Here is a 13,972-nt window from a genome sequence, read left to right as displayed (position 1 = left end):
CGAACGTTGCGGCGCAACACGCCAGCCGGCCTGCGGGGTACATCGCGCGTCCTGCGCAATCCGCGTGCCGCCTTCACCCGTCACCAGGAGGGCTCCCCGATGGCCACCGTTCTGTGCGTGCTCTACCCCGATCCGGTCGACGGCTACCCGCCGCGCTATGTTCGCGATGCGATTCCGGTCATCACGCACTACGCGGACGGACAAACCGCGCCGACGCCCGCCGGCACGCCCGGCTTCCGGCCCGGCGAACTCGTCGGCTCGGTGTCCGGCGCGCTCGGATTGCGCGACTACCTGGAAGCGCACGGCCACACGCTGATCGTCACGAGCGACAAGGACGGCCCCGACTCCGAATTCGAGCGCCGGCTGCCGGACGCCGATGTCGTGATCTCGCAGCCGTTCTGGCCCGCGTATCTGACGGCCGAACGGATCGCCCGCGCGCCGAAGCTGAAGCTCGCGCTGACGGCCGGCATCGGCTCCGATCACGTCGATCTCGACGCCGCCGCGCGCGCCCACATCACCGTCGCCGAAGTCACCGGCTCGAACAGCATCAGCGTGGCCGAGCACGTGGTGATGACGACGCTCGCGCTGGTGCGCAACTACCTGCCGTCGCATGCGATCGCGCAGCAAGGCGGCTGGAACATCGCCGATTGCGTGTCGCGCAGCTACGACGTCGAGGGCATGCATTTCGGCACGGTGGGCGCGGGGCGCATCGGGCTCGCCGTGCTGCACCGGCTGAAGCCGTTCGGCCTGCATCTGCACTACACGCAGCGCCACCGGCTCGACGCGTCGGTCGAGCAGGCACTCGGGCTCACGTATCACGCCGATGCCGCGTCGCTCGCGGGCGCCGTCGACATCGTCAACCTGCAGATCCCGCTGTACCCGTCGACCGAGCGCCTGTTCGACGCGGCGATGATCGCGCGGATGAAGCGCGGCGCGTACCTGATCAACACCGCGCGCGCGAAGCTGGTCGACCGCGACGCGGTCGTGGCGGCCGTCACGTCCGGGCATCTCGCGGGCTATGGCGGCGACGTGTGGTTTCCGCAGCCGGCGCCGGCCGATCACCCGTGGCGCACGATGCCGTTCAACGGGATGACGCCGCACATCTCCGGCACGTCGCTGTCCGCGCAGACGCGCTACGCGGCCGGCACGCTGGAGATCCTGCAATGCTGGTTCGACGGCAGGCCGATCCGCAACGAATACCTGATCGTCGACGGCGGCACGCTCGCGGGAACGGGCGCGCAGTCGTACCGGCTGACGTGACATGACATGACGCGCGACAGGCGACGGAACGTTCAGTCGATGCAGCAGGCGACGAGCTTGCCGACTGCGATCACCGCCTGCTCGATCTCCGGCGACCACGAGCTGCTGTAATTCAATCGGATGAAATTCCGATAGCTGTCCGTGATCGAGAACATGTAGCCCGGCCCGATCGTGATCCCCTGCTCCAGCGCGAGCTGGTACAGCCGCATCGCATCGACCTGCGCGGGCAACTCGACCCACAGCACGTAGCCCCCCGCCGGGCTCGAAATGCGCGTGCCCTCCGGGAAAAACCGCGACACCACCGTGCGCATCAGGTTCGCCTGCTGCGCATACGCCTTGCGAATCCGCCGCAGATGATGTTCGTAGCCGTCGCGTTCGAGAAACTCCGCGATCGCGAGCTGCGGCAGCGACGGCGTCGCGAGCGTGTTCAGGAATTTCAGCTTCTCGACCTGGTCGCGATAACGGCCCGGCAGTGCCCAGCCGATCCGGTATGCGGCCGTCAGGCTTTTCGAGAACGACGAGCAATGCAGCACGATGTCGTGCCGGTCGAACGACTTCAACGTGCTCGGATGCGAGTTGCCGAAGTACAGTTCGTTGTACACACCGTTCTCGATCAGCGGCATGCCCGCGTTCGTCGCGAATTCCACCAGCTCGCGCTTGCGCGCATCCGGCATCTGGAAGCCGAGCGGGTTCTGGAAGTTCGGCATCACCATGCACGCGGCGATCGGCTGCGATTTCGCGATCGCGGCCAGCGCCGCGACGTCGATCCCGTATTCCGGATGCGTCGCCACCTCGATCGCCTTCATCCCCATCCGCTCGATCGCGTGCAGCATCGCGTAGAACGTCGGCGACTCCACCGCGATCGTGTCGCCCGGCTTCGCCACCGCCTGCAGACACAAGTTGATCGCCTCCGTCGCGCCGACCGTCACGATGATCTCGTTCGGGTCCACCGACATCCCGTTTTCCAGGTAGCGCCGCGCGATCTGCCGGATCAGCCGCGGATGGCCGGGCGGCAGCCCGTCGGTCACGCCCCACAGCGACTTGTCGCGGCCGGCCGCGTACGCGTAGCGGTTCAGCTTCTCGAACGGAAACAGGCTCGGGTCCGGATACGGCGAGCCGAGCGGCACCGCGTCGTCCGTGCCGATCGAGCGCAGCGTCGACAGCACGAGCCGGCTCACGTCCACCGACGACGAAATCGCGATCGGTTTCGACGGCCGCAGCTCGCGCACCGGCGCGTGGCTGTCGTCGCGCCGCAGGTTCACGAAATAGCCCGACTGCGGGCGGCTTTCGAGCAGCCCGCGGCTTTCCAGCAGCAGATACGCATGCAGCACGGTCGTGATGCTGATCCGGTGCTGCTGGCTCGCCTGCCGCACCGACGGCACGCGATCGCCGTGTCGATATACGCGCTGCCGGATGAGTCTCTCTATGTCGTTTGCAAATTTCTCGTAGAGCTTCATCCGCCTCGCCCCGCCAGCGGTGAACCGGCCTGCGATGCACGGCCGGCACGATCGCGCCGACGGACGAAGCCGGATAGCCGTGCCCGGGCGCGGGGAGCCCGGGTCGAACCTCGTCCGTTATCGAAATTGAAAGCGGATACCAATGCGAATCTCATCTAGACAAGGTTCGGCATCCTACTGCGTCATTTCGACGAATGTAAGTGACAGTTGGGCGGGAAAACGTGAAATCCGGCCGGCGTGGTGAACAGATTCGAATGCGGCGGCATGGCCCCGCGCGATCGCACGGCAACCCGTCGCCGCGCTGCACCGGCGCACGTCGTCGCGCACTGCCGCGCGCGGCCGGCAGTCGATCACGCGAGGCCCGTTCAGACGCGGGCCTCGCGTATGGTCAAGCGTCGTCGACGTTGTCCGCGTAGTGATCGATCGCGACCTTGCATGCGTCGAACACCACCGTCAGCGACGCGGCGTCGTTCGACTCGACCCACTGGCGGATCTGCAGGAATTGCCCGGTGCCGAGATCGGCGATGCGGGCCGGATCGTCGGTCGTCACGTCGACGATCGCGATCGCGCGGTTGGCGGGCAGCGGCGACAGCGTCGCCGCGATGTCGAAGCGCCGGTACGATTGGTCGATGCGCATGTCGTTCTCCCGATGCGGTTCGCAGCCGGCGCGCTCAGTCGAGCGTCTGGCGGAACACCTTGCCGCCGAATCCGGTCACGACGTTGTCGACCGAGAACGGCGTGGCCTCCTTCGCTTCCAGGATGATCGCGACGCTGCCGGGCACAAGCCGAGCGGCGACCGTCTCGACGAACGTGCCGTCGAGCAGCGCATTGCCGGCCGCTTGCGCGAGAATGCCGGCGCCCGCGCCGGCCGCCATCCCTGTGATCGCGCCGATCGGCCCGGCGAGCAGGCCGAGCAGCCCGCCCGCGATCGCGCCGATCACGCCGCCCTTGAACGGCCGCGATTCGGCGTCGAGCACCGCGAGCTTGCCGGTCGTGTCCTTCTCGACGACGACGCCGTTCTCGATGTGGAATCCTTCGTTCTTCTCCGACAGCGCCTCGAAATCGGCTGCGGCCTTGTGGGCCGTGTCGACGCTGTCGAACACGGAGACGATCAGTTGCCTGGTCATGCGATACCTCGCTCGGTGGGTGTCAATGGCTGCCGGCGCACCGCACGCGGCACGCCGGGGCTGGATTCAGAGGCCGGTGGCCGCCGCGCGGGCGCGCGCCGCATCGGCATACGCATGCGCGGCCGCCCGCTGCAGCCGGGCGACGAACGGTGCGCGGGCGAGCATCGGATCGGCATCGCGCGTGTCGCGCGCCAGCCGGTACGCGTCCGACGCCGCTTGCTGCAACTCGATCGCCTGTTTCGCTTCGGCGGACTGCGTGTTCATCCGGCCTCCTCGTGGCAGTGACATCGAACCTGCATGCGGCTTGCGTGCCTGTCAGCGGCGCTCATGCGCGTCGTCCTCGACGTCGGCGACGTCGGCCGGAAAGCGGTGCTGGCCGAAACTCAGAATCAGCACGCCGACCGCGAGCAGCACGATCCCGAGCGTCGTCATCAGCATCCGTTCGGGGCTGTCGGTCGCGCCGCGCAGGATCAGGTCGCGCGCGAGCGACGTCATCGCGATGAACAGCGGAAACCGCACGGGCAACCGGCCGAGCCGCAGGTAGCGCACGTTCATCGCGAGCACTTCCAGATACAGGAACATCAGCAGCAGGTCGGTCAGCGACACTTCGCCGGCGACCACGACCTTCCACGCCTCCTGCGCCATCGCAAACGCGGTCGCGAGCCCGATCACGATCAGCCCCGCCAGTTCGGCCGCATGCAGGAAATGGCCGAAGCGGCGGCGGATGCGCTCGGCCGGCGAGCAGGAAACGGTGGTCGTATTCAAGGTGACGGTCGCGATGATGAGGCTCGAACGGCGCCGGCCGGCGAGAAGGCGGCGTCACGCACGGACGGCGCGGATTGCATGGCGTGCGGGACATCGTCCGCGTCCGGCTCGTGCGGTGCGCGCGTGCCGGCCGCACCGGTCGCCTGCTCGACCGCGGACAGCGTGCGGCGGCAGCACACGTGAAACGCGTCGCCTGCGTCGCTGCACGCGACGTCGTCGTGCTCGCAGCACAGCAGCAGGCGACAGCCGAGGTACCGTTCGAGCCAGTCGATCCGCTCGCTCACCTGCGCTTCGTCGAGCCGCAGCGCGGACGCCGCGCCGGACAGGCCGCCGTGCTCGACCACCGCGACATACACACGCATCGCATCCAGCAGGTTCATGGTGACGCTCCTCGTCGGCGGGCGCATCGGAACCTAATCTACTGCACACGGCACGCACGCTCAAGAGCACAGCGCCGCACGCGCCAGGAGTACAGCTGCGCAGGCGCCGCCCAAAATCCGGCCCTGTTTGACGCATTCGGATGACAGATTGGCGATACGTGTTCCAAAGACCGGCCGAAGCTGCTAGATTGCTTGCTCGACGACGTTACGCGGCGCGGGCGGCTCACGCGCCGGACGGCCGGCCGCCACCGCTGCGGCCCGTTGCGCGAGGTCCGCGCAACGTCCTTCATCCGCATGACACAAAGAGAACAGTCGCATGACACAGTTCAACCGTTCGCGTTCGCGCGCCACGGCCCGCCCGTTCCAACACGACTGACCGGCAGGCCGCGATGCAGACACCTCCCCCGCTCTCCCAGGCCGTTCACAGCACGATCACGCGCAGCGCGATCTTCCTCGTGGCGACGATCAATCCCGGCGCCGATCACGCCGACACGATCCGTTCATGGTGCGGCGACATCGCCGCGCTCGTGCGCTCGGTCGGCAAGCGCGTGCCGGGCGGCAACCTCACGTGCGTATGCGGCTTCGGCTCCGACGCATGGGATGCGCTGTTCGGCAACCCGCGCCCCGCTTCGCTGCATCCGTTCCGCGAATTCGGCGCCGGGCAGCGCGTCGCAGTCGCGACGCCGGGCGACATCCTGCTGCACATCCGCGCGGACGCGATGGACCTGTGCTTCGAACTCGCGACGCAACTGCTCGGCGCGCTCGGCGACGCCGTTACGGTCGTCGACGAGGTGCACGGCTTCCGCAATTTCGACCAGCGCGCGATGATCGGCTTCGTCGACGGCACCGAGAACCCGGAAGGCCGCGAGGCGATCGACTTCACGGTGATCGGCGACGAAGACGCGAACTTCGCGGGCGGCAGCTACGTGCTCGTGCAGAAGTACCTGCACGACATGGCCGGCTGGAACGCGCTCGCGGTCGAGACGCAGGAGCGCATCATCGGCCGCACGAAGCTGTCCGACATCGAGCTTGCGCCGGACGTGAAGCCGTCGTGTTCGCACAGCTCGCTGACCACGCTCGACGAGAACGGCGAGGAAGTGAAGATCCTGCGCGACAACATGCCGTTCGGGCGCCCGGGCGCCGGTGAATTCGGCACCTATTTCATCGGCTATGCGCGTTCGCCGGCGCCGATCGAGCAAATGCTCGAGAACATGTTCGTCGGCCGGCCGCCCGGCAACTACGACCGCCTGCTCGACTACAGCCGCGCGGTCACCGGCTCGCTGTTTTTCGTGCCGTCGGCCGACCTGCTCGAGGCGCTCGCCGATCGCGCGGCGCCGGCCGAAACGGCCGCGCAGCCGGAACCCGCGGCGGCCGCGCCGCATCGCGACGGGTCGCTGAACATCGGCTCGTTGAAAGGCGTTCCGTCGTAAACGGGGGGCGAAGGGCGTTCGGCGCGCAACCTCCGCCGGGGCCGGGGCCACACCCGGCCCCGGCGGCTGAACACCGCCCGCCCCGGCTTGCGCAAGCCCGGCTGGATGAATATTCGTAAGAAACTTCAGTGCGCACCGGGCGTTGAACCGGAACCGATTCAGCCCACCGCCGCACACGCGCCCCAAGCGGCACCGCACGAACCCGGTATCGCCAACCGGCCGCATCGTTCGTACCTGTGCACACCGACGCCAGCACCTGAACTGCAGAACAGTTGCGCCACCGCACGGTGTCGTTTCGCGTTGTGCTGCAGCAGTGTCGACAGAGCCTGCTAATATGTTTTTTCGTCCGCGATCGGCGCGCCTGACGTCAGGCGCAGTCGTTCCGCCGATCGGCCCACCATGAAGTGTCATCGCTGACGTGAGGCAGCCCAAATCCATGAATAACCTGCACCGCGAACTCGCCCCGATCTCGTCTTCCGCCTGGGAACAAATCGAGGAGGAAGTGGCACGCACGTTCAAACGATCGGTGGCCGGCCGCCGCGTCGTCGACGTCGACGGCCCCGAAGGCCCCGAACTGTCGGCCGTCGGCACCGGGCACCTGGTCGACGTCACCGCGCCGCGCGAGCTGGTGAATGCGCGGCTGCGCGAAGTCCGCACGATCGTCGAGCTGACGGTGCCGTTCGAACTGAGCCGCGATGCGATCGACAGCGTCGAGCGCGGCGCGCGCGACGCCGACTGGCAGCCGGCAAAGGACGCTGCGCAGCGGCTCGCGTTCGCCGAAGACGGCGCGATTTTCGACGGCTATCCGGCGGCCGGCATCCTCGGCATCCGCGAAGGCACGTCGAACCGCAAGCTCACGCTGCCGGCGGACGTCAGCGCATACCCCGACGCGATCAGCGACGCGCTCGAGGCGCTGCGGCTCGCCGGCGTCGACGGCCCGTATTCGGTCGTGCTCGGCTCGGATGCGTACACCGCGCTCAGCGAGGCGCGCGACCAGGGCTATCCGGTCCTCGGCCACATCAAGCGGATCGTCAGCGGCGAAATCATCTGGGCGCCGGCGATCAGCGGCGGCTGCGTGCTGTCCACGCGCGGCGGCGATTACGAGCTGCACCTCGGGGAAGACGTTTCCATCGGCTACACGAGCCATACCGACAAGGTCGTCCGCCTGTACCTGCGCGAGACGTTCACGTTCCTGATGCTGACGAGCGAAGCATCGGTTGCCGTCGCGCCGCAGGGCAATTTGGCGGCCTGACCGGTCGCCCGCGCGCGACGCCTGCCGGGTGTCGCGCGCAACGGGCCGCACTGCCGGCCGCATGTTCGTCGCCGATCGAACCCATCTTGCATGGAGTGTGTGATGAGCGATACGAATGAGTCATTGCAGGCGCTGCAGACGTCGGTCGACACGCTGAAGCAGGCCGTCGACGCGAACGCGGGCAGTCAGGCGGCCGACACCGCCGTGTTGTTTACCGTGATGTCGCTGGTCCTGGCCGAGTTGCCGCCCGACACGCGTAACCTGATCGAAGATTCGTTCTCCGTCTGGGCCAATGGTCTGCCGAATGCGGCACTGTCGACGGACGTGAAGCAGATCGCCCGGCAGCGGCTCGCGATGAAACTTTCGGACTGACCTCGGCACGCGTCGATTGCGCTGCGTCCGGCCCGGACCGTGCAACCCGCCCTCGCGTTCGGCCGCGCCACACGCATCGTCTGCGGTGCGTGTGCGGGCGAATTTGACCGGCCGACGCGCACCCGCGCGGCCGCGCTCGCGCCGCGCCCGTCCTCCCGCATCCCCGCCCCCCCATCGACCTTCGGCGCCCTGCGCGCCGATGTCGCACCGCGATCCGTTCGCGTTCCGCCCGCTCCCGCTTCCGGCCATCACACGCTACGCCCGCCGCGCACGCCCGTGCCGCCTCGCGTGCGCCCGTCTGTACTCCTTGCCGCCCGCGCACGCGCGCTTGCGAGGGTGCAATTGGCGGCCGGGCCGGCGCGGAACTGTGTCTTGGATGACCTCCGGCGATTCGCTATTTTGAACGCAGTCGAAGCGATGGCGTGGGCTCCTCCCGGCACGCACGCTGGCCGCCCCGACCGCGCCGCTGCACGACACCGCCGCGCCGCGCGTCGTGCCTGCACGGTCGGGACGCGCGAGCGCCGCACCGCATCGGGACTTCACCCTTCGACCCACTTTCACCGACAGGAGCCAGACCACCATGCCCGCACTTTGCGATATCTGTCACGCCCGGCCGGCCGTCGCGCGCGCAACCGTGATGCAGGACGGCGAGCGCAAGACGATCTCGATCTGCGACTACCACTTCCGTCAGCTGATGCGGCATCAGAGCATGCTGAATCCGTTCGATTCGCTGCTGGGCGGCGGCGGTCCGTCGTCGCTGTTCGGCGGGCTCGACGACGAATCGTCGCTTGCCGCCGAGATTCCGCGCGAGTCGGTCGACCCGACCGACGCGTTCAGCGAGCAGACGCTGGAACTGTTGCAGCGCGCGGCCGAGAAGGCGCACGAGCTGCGCCGCAGCGAGCTCGATTCCGAACACCTGCTGTATGCGCTCGCGGACACCGACGTGTGCGCCGCGCTGCTGAAGGAACTGAAGCTGTCGCCGCAGGACATCAAGTCGTACATCGACGAGCATGCGCACACCGGCACGGCCGCCGCCGATGCGCCGCTCGACAAGCTGACGATCTCGCCGCGCGTGAAGAAGGCCGTGCAGTACGCGTTCCAGGCGTCGCGCGATCTCGGCCATTCGTACATCGGCCCAGAGCATCTGCTGATCGGCCTCGCCTCGGTACCGGACAGCATCGCCGGTACGCTGCTGAAGAAATACGGCGTGACGCCCGAGGCGCTGCGCCAGAAGGTCGTGAAGGTGGTCGGCAAAGGCGCCGAGGACGGCCGCGTCGATGCGCCGACCGGCACGCCGAACCTCGACAAGTTCGGCCGCGACCTCACCGCGATCGCGCGCCAGGGCAAGCTCGACCCGGTGCTGGGCCGCGCGCAGGAAATCGAAAGCACGATCGAGGTGCTCGCCCGCCGCAAGAAGAACAACCCGGTGCTGATCGGCGAGCCGGGCGTCGGCAAGACGGCGATCGTCGAAGGGCTCGCGCAGCGCATCGTCAACGGCGACGTGCCCGAGGTGCTGCGCAACAAGCGGCTCGTCGAAGTCAACATCAACTCGATGGTGGCCGGCGCGAAATATCGCGGCGAATTCGAAGAGCGCGCGAAGCAGCTGATCGACGAAGTGACTGCGAAGCAGGACGAACTGATCCTGTTCATCGACGAGCTGCATACGATCGTCGGCGCGGGCCAGGGCGGCGGCGAAGGCGGCCTCGACATCGCGAACGTGCTGAAGCCGGCGCTCGCGCGCGGCGAGCTGAGCCTGATCGGCGCGACGACGCTCAACGAATACCAGAAGTACATCGAGAAGGACGCCGCGCTCGAGCGGCGCTTCCAGCCGGTGTTCGTGCCGGAGCCGAGCGTCGAGCAGACGATCGTGATCCTGCGCGGGCTGCGCGACAGCCTCGAGGCGCACCACCAGGTGACGTTCGCCGACGACGCGTTCGTCGCGGCCGCCGAGTTCGCCGACCGCTACATCACGTCGCGCTTCCTGCCCGACAAGGCGATCGACCTGATCGATCAGGCCGCCGCGCGCGTGCGGATCGGCGCGACGTCGCGCCCGGTCGACATCCAGGAAGGCGAAGCGCAGATCGCGCAGCTCAAGCGCGAGCAGGATTACGCGACGTCGCGCAAGCGCTTCGACGAAGCGAAGCAGTTCGAGGATCAGATCAACGCGAAGCAGAAATCCGTCGACGACATGATGGAGGCGTGGCAGCGCAAGACGGGCTCCGAGACGCTCGAAGTGACCGTCGAATCGGTGGCCGAGGTCGTGTCGCGCCTGACCGGCATCCCGGTGTCCGAACTCACGCAGGAAGAACGCCAGAAGCTGCTGAAGATGGAAGAGCAACTGCGCGAGCGCGTGGTCGGCCAGAGCGACGCGGTGGTCGCAGTCAGCGATGCGGTGCGGCTGTCGCGCGCGGGGCTCGGCCAGACGCACCGGCCGATCGCGACGTTCCTGTTCCTCGGGCCGACGGGCGTCGGCAAGACCGAGCTCGCGAAGGCGCTGGCCGAGACCGTGTTCGGCGACGAGCAGGCGATCATCCGCATCGACATGTCCGAATACATGGAGCGGCACGCGGTTGCGCGGCTGATCGGCGCGCCGCCCGGCTACGTCGGCTACGACGAAGGCGGCCAGCTGACCGAGCGCGTGCGGCGGCGCCCGTACAGCGTGATCCTGCTCGACGAGATCGAGAAGGCGCACCCGGACGTCTACAACGTGCTGCTGCAGGTGTTCGACGACGGCCGGCTGACCGACGGCAAGGGCCGCGTGGTCGACTTCAGCAACACGATCATCATCGCGACGAGCAACCTCGGCGCCGCGATCATCATGGACAACCTCACGCAGCCGGAAGCCGCGCGCAAGACCGACAAGGCGATCCGCGAGGAACTGATGCAGGTGCTGAAGGGCCACTTCCGCCCCGAGTTCCTGAACCGGATCGACGAGGTGATCGTGTTCCATGCGCTGTCGAAGGAGAACATCCGATCGATCGTGCAGATCCAGCTCGACCGCGTGGTGCGCACGGCCGCCGCGCAGGACATCACGCTCGTGATGGGCGACTCGCTCGTCGAGCACCTGACCGAAGCCGGCTACCAGCCGGAGTTCGGCGCGCGCGAACTGAAACGCCAGATCCGCCAGACCATCGAGACGCGGCTCGCGAAGGAAATCCTCGCCGATCGGCTGAAGTCGGGCGATCGGTGCGAAGTCGACTACGACAAGGCCAGCGACGAAGTAACGTTCAACAAGCTCGCGGCGCCCGAAGCGAAGGAGACGAAGGACGCCAAGGACGCGAAGAAGGACGCCGACGGCAACGCGAAACCGAACGGCAAGGCGACGAAGGCCGCCGGCGAAGCGAAGGACGCCGATGCACCGGCCGACGCCCCGCCGCCGCCGGCGAAGTCCGGCAAGAAGTCGTCCGGCGCGAAGAAGGGCGCGCACTGAAACCCGCATGCCCCACTCGCCCGGGGCACGCATGACCGGCTCCGTCCGCGGGACGGAGTCGCCCCCACGCCGCGACACGGCGCAACCGAGCCGCCCGCACCGGGAACGGCAGATGGAGATTCACATGACAAATCGACGCGAAGTGCCAGGCATCAGGAAGTACGACGGGCCCGCCGGTGGTTGGGGCGCGCTTCGCGCGACAGCCGAGGCGGTGCGCACGCAAATGGAAACCATCGAGGCGCCGATCGTGCTGATGCGGACCAACCAGCCCGACGGCTTCGACTGCCCCGGCTGCGCATGGCCCGACAAGGAACACAAGTCGACGTTCCAGTTCTGCGAGAACGGCGCGAAGGCCGTCACGTGGGAAGCGACGACCAAGCGCGTGACGCCCGAATTCTTCGCGGCGAACACCGTATCGTCGCTGCTGCGCATGTCGGACTACGAGCTGGAGAACATGGGCCGGCTCACGCATCCGCTCGTCTACGACCGCGCGACCGATACGTTCCGCGCGATCGAATGGGACGACGCGTTCGCGCGCATCGGCGAAGTGCTGCGCACGCTGTCGCCCGACCAGGTCGAGTTCTACACGTCGGGCCGCGCATCGAACGAAGCCGCGTACCTGTTCCAGCTGTTCGCGCGCGAGTACGGCACCAACAACTTCCCCGACTGCTCGAACATGTGCCACGAGCCGACCAGCGTCGGCCTGCCGCAGTCGATCGGCATCGGCAAGGGCACCGTGTCGCTGGAGGACTTCGACCACTGCGAGCTGATCATCTCGATCGGCCACAACCCCGGCACGAACCATCCGCGGATGATGGGCACGCTGCACGAGTGTTCGCGCCGCAACGTGCCGATCATCGTGTTCAACCCGCTGCGCGAGCGCGCGCTCGAACGCTTCGCCGATCCGCAGGACATGATCGAGATGGCGTCGTTCGGCTCGACGCGCATCGCATCGACGTACTACCAGGTCGACGCGGGCGGCGATGCGGCCGCGCTGAAGGGCATCATGAAGGCACTGCTTCAGCTCGAAGCCGAGCGCGGCGACGTGCTCGACCGCGATTTCATCGAGCAGCACACCAACGGCTTCGACGCGTTCTCGGCCGACCTCGAAGCCACGTCGTGGGACGACATCGAACGCGCGAGCGGCTTGAGCCAGGCGCAACTCGAACAGGTCGCGCTCGCCTACGCGAAGTCGAACGCGACGATCGTCACGTACGGGATGGGCGTCACGCAGCACAACAAGGGCACCGCAACCGTGCGCCTGATCGCCGACCTGCTGCTGATGCGCGGCAACATCGGCAAGCCCGGCGCCGGCGTGTGCCCGCTGCGCGGCCATTCGAACGTGCAGGGCAACCGCACGGTCGGCATCACCGAAAAGCCGTCAGCCGAGTTCCTGAAGAAAATCGAGGACGTGTTCGGCTTCACGCCGCCCGCCCATCACGGGCATGACGCCGTGCAGGCGATGCAGGCGATGATCGACGGCACCGCGAAGGCGCTGCTGTGCCTCGGCGGCAACTTCGCGGTCGCGCTGCCCGATCCGGAACAGTCGTTCCCGGCGATGGCGAAGCTCGACCTGAGCGTGCATCTCGGCACCAAGCTGAACCGCTCTCACCTGCTGGTCGGCAAGGAAACCTTCATCCTGCCGGTGCTCGGCCGCACCGAGCTCGACATGCAGGCCAGCGGCCGGCAGTCGATCACCGTCGAGGATTCGATGTCGATGGTGCACGCGTCGGCCGGCAAGCTCAAGCCGGCGTCCGACCAGTTGCGCTCGGAGCCCGCGATCGTCGCCGGGATCGCGCATGCGACGCTGCCGGCGAGCAAGGTCGCATGGCTCGACCTGATCGCCGACTACGACCGCATCCGCGACCTGATCGATCGTACGGTGCCCGGCTTCGAGGCGTTCAACGAGCGCATCCGCACGCCGGGCGGCTTCCGCCTGCCGCTACCGCCCACCGAGCGCGTGTGGCCGACGCCGACCGGCAAGGCGATGTTCTCGGTCTACAAGGGCGTGAAGGAAGATGCCGACGTGCTCGGCGCCGAGCAGGTGCTGCGGCTGATCACGCTGCGCAGCCACGACCAGTACAACACGACGATCTACGGGCTCGACGATCGCTATCGCGGCGTGTTCGGACGGCGCGACGTGCTGTTCATGAACCCGGCGGATCTCGCGAAGTACGGGCTCGAACACGGCGACCTCGTCGACATCGAGACGCTCACCGCAGCGGGCCGCACGCTGCGCCTCGAGAAGATCACGGCGATCGAGTACGACATCGCGCCGGGTTCGGTCGGCGCGTACTACCCGGAAGCGAACGTGCTGGTGCCGCTCGACTACATCGACAAGGAAAGCGGCACGCCGTCGTACAAGTCGGTGCCGGTGCGCGTCGTGCGCTCGGCGGTCGTCTGATGCACGGGCAGGCTCGCGGCGCGGCGCCGGCCGCGACCCTGCCCGCTTCTTCCCGAAACGCTTCCCCGGGCCGCCCCATCGCAACCGATGCGGCG

Annotated in this window: 12 protein-coding genes; 6 read left to right on the top strand and 6 right to left on the bottom strand. The window is 67.8% G+C overall.

Features of this window, described 5'->3' with window-relative positions:
- Nucleotides 1–99: 99 nt before the first annotated feature.
- Nucleotides 100–1,260 (top strand): NAD-dependent formate dehydrogenase, encoded by a 1,161-nt coding sequence (locus WJ16_RS18075; RefSeq protein WP_069258437.1) that lies wholly within the window; start codon nucleotides 100–102, stop codon nucleotides 1,258–1,260.
- A 32-nt stretch (nucleotides 1,261–1,292) separates the two neighbouring features.
- Here WJ16_RS18075 and WJ16_RS18070 read toward each other — a convergent pair whose 3' ends face one another.
- The 6 genes from WJ16_RS18070 to WJ16_RS18045 form a co-directional block, all read right to left on the bottom strand.
- Entirely contained in the window at nucleotides 1,293–2,717 is a 1,425-nt protein-coding gene (locus tag WJ16_RS18070) for an aminotransferase-like domain-containing protein (protein ID WP_069258436.1), read from the bottom strand.
- 388 nt (nucleotides 2,718–3,105) lie between these two features.
- Nucleotides 3,106–3,354, bottom strand: coding sequence for a hypothetical protein (locus WJ16_RS18065; protein ID WP_069258435.1), 249 nt, complete (start codon nucleotides 3,352–3,354; stop codon nucleotides 3,106–3,108).
- A 34-nt stretch (nucleotides 3,355–3,388) separates the two neighbouring features.
- A complete protein-coding gene (locus WJ16_RS18060; RefSeq protein ID WP_069258434.1) occupies nucleotides 3,389–3,844 on the bottom strand; it encodes a DUF1269 domain-containing protein in 456 nt (151 codons plus the stop codon).
- 66 nt (nucleotides 3,845–3,910) lie between these two features.
- On the bottom strand, nucleotides 3,911–4,108 hold the full coding sequence (locus tag WJ16_RS18055) for a hypothetical protein (RefSeq protein WP_069258433.1): 198 nt from the start codon (nucleotides 4,106–4,108) through the stop codon (nucleotides 3,911–3,913).
- Nucleotides 4,109–4,159: 51 nt separating this feature from the next.
- Nucleotides 4,160–4,609 carry a phosphate-starvation-inducible protein PsiE gene (locus tag WJ16_RS18050; RefSeq protein ID WP_069258432.1) on the bottom strand — a complete coding sequence of 150 codons (450 nt, stop codon included), beginning with the start codon at nucleotides 4,607–4,609 and terminating at the stop codon, nucleotides 4,160–4,162.
- Nucleotides 4,606–4,989 (bottom strand): helix-turn-helix domain-containing protein, encoded by a 384-nt coding sequence (locus tag WJ16_RS18045; protein WP_069258431.1) that lies wholly within the window; start codon nucleotides 4,987–4,989, stop codon nucleotides 4,606–4,608. Before WJ16_RS18045 ends, WJ16_RS18050 begins: the two co-directional genes overlap by 4 nt.
- A 389-nt stretch (nucleotides 4,990–5,378) precedes the next feature.
- On the opposite strand from WJ16_RS18045, the gene WJ16_RS18040 reads away from it, so the two are divergent.
- From WJ16_RS18040 to WJ16_RS18020, 5 genes are all read left to right on the top strand, one after another.
- On the top strand, nucleotides 5,379–6,419 hold the full coding sequence (locus tag WJ16_RS18040) for a Dyp-type peroxidase (RefSeq protein WP_069258430.1): 1,041 nt from the start codon (nucleotides 5,379–5,381) through the stop codon (nucleotides 6,417–6,419).
- 436 nt (nucleotides 6,420–6,855) lie between these two features.
- Nucleotides 6,856–7,671, top strand: a complete 816-nt coding sequence (locus WJ16_RS18035; RefSeq protein WP_069258429.1) for a family 1 encapsulin nanocompartment shell protein — start codon at nucleotides 6,856–6,858, stop codon at nucleotides 7,669–7,671.
- Between the two features lie 102 nt (nucleotides 7,672–7,773).
- A complete protein-coding gene (locus tag WJ16_RS18030; RefSeq protein WP_069258428.1) occupies nucleotides 7,774–8,043 on the top strand; it encodes a hypothetical protein in 270 nt (89 codons plus the stop codon).
- A 580-nt stretch (nucleotides 8,044–8,623) separates the two neighbouring features.
- Nucleotides 8,624–11,473 carry an ATP-dependent Clp protease ATP-binding subunit gene (locus WJ16_RS18025; protein WP_069258427.1) on the top strand — a complete coding sequence of 950 codons (2,850 nt, stop codon included), beginning with the start codon at nucleotides 8,624–8,626 and terminating at the stop codon, nucleotides 11,471–11,473.
- Between the two features lie 124 nt (nucleotides 11,474–11,597).
- Nucleotides 11,598–13,877, top strand: coding sequence for an FdhF/YdeP family oxidoreductase (locus WJ16_RS18020; RefSeq protein ID WP_069258426.1), 2,280 nt, complete (start codon nucleotides 11,598–11,600; stop codon nucleotides 13,875–13,877).
- Nucleotides 13,878–13,972 lie beyond the last annotated feature (95 nt).

The organism is Burkholderia metallica, assembly GCF_001718555.1.
GTDB classification, from domain to species: domain Bacteria; phylum Pseudomonadota; class Gammaproteobacteria; order Burkholderiales; family Burkholderiaceae; genus Burkholderia; species Burkholderia metallica.
The sequence above is the reverse complement of the archived record's forward strand: the minus strand, read 5'-3'. Positions and strand labels throughout refer to the sequence as shown.

Excerpts from the sequence above, each read along its gene's own strand:
- WJ16_RS18040 (WP_069258430.1), top strand. The coding sequence starts at position 5,379 with ATGCAGACACCTCCCCCGCTCTCCCAGGCCGTTCACAGCACGATCACG.
- WJ16_RS18030 (WP_069258428.1), top strand. The coding sequence starts at position 7,774 with ATGAGCGATACGAATGAGTCATTGCAGGCGCTGCAGACGTCGGTCGAC.
- WJ16_RS18020 (WP_069258426.1), top strand. The coding sequence starts at position 11,598 with ATGACAAATCGACGCGAAGTGCCAGGCATCAGGAAGTACGACGGGCCC.
- WJ16_RS18045 (WP_069258431.1), bottom strand. The coding sequence starts at position 4,989 with ATGAACCTGCTGGATGCGATGCGTGTGTATGTCGCGGTGGTCGAGCAC.
- WJ16_RS18075 (WP_069258437.1), top strand. The coding sequence starts at position 100 with ATGGCCACCGTTCTGTGCGTGCTCTACCCCGATCCGGTCGACGGCTAC.
- WJ16_RS18065 (WP_069258435.1), bottom strand. The coding sequence starts at position 3,354 with ATGCGCATCGACCAATCGTACCGGCGCTTCGACATCGCGGCGACGCTG.
- WJ16_RS18035 (WP_069258429.1), top strand. The coding sequence starts at position 6,856 with ATGAATAACCTGCACCGCGAACTCGCCCCGATCTCGTCTTCCGCCTGG.
- WJ16_RS18070 (WP_069258436.1), bottom strand. The coding sequence starts at position 2,717 with ATGAAGCTCTACGAGAAATTTGCAAACGACATAGAGAGACTCATCCGG.
- WJ16_RS18055 (WP_069258433.1), bottom strand. The coding sequence starts at position 4,108 with ATGAACACGCAGTCCGCCGAAGCGAAACAGGCGATCGAGTTGCAGCAA.
- WJ16_RS18060 (WP_069258434.1), bottom strand. The coding sequence starts at position 3,844 with ATGACCAGGCAACTGATCGTCTCCGTGTTCGACAGCGTCGACACGGCC.
- WJ16_RS18025 (WP_069258427.1), top strand. The coding sequence starts at position 8,624 with ATGCCCGCACTTTGCGATATCTGTCACGCCCGGCCGGCCGTCGCGCGC.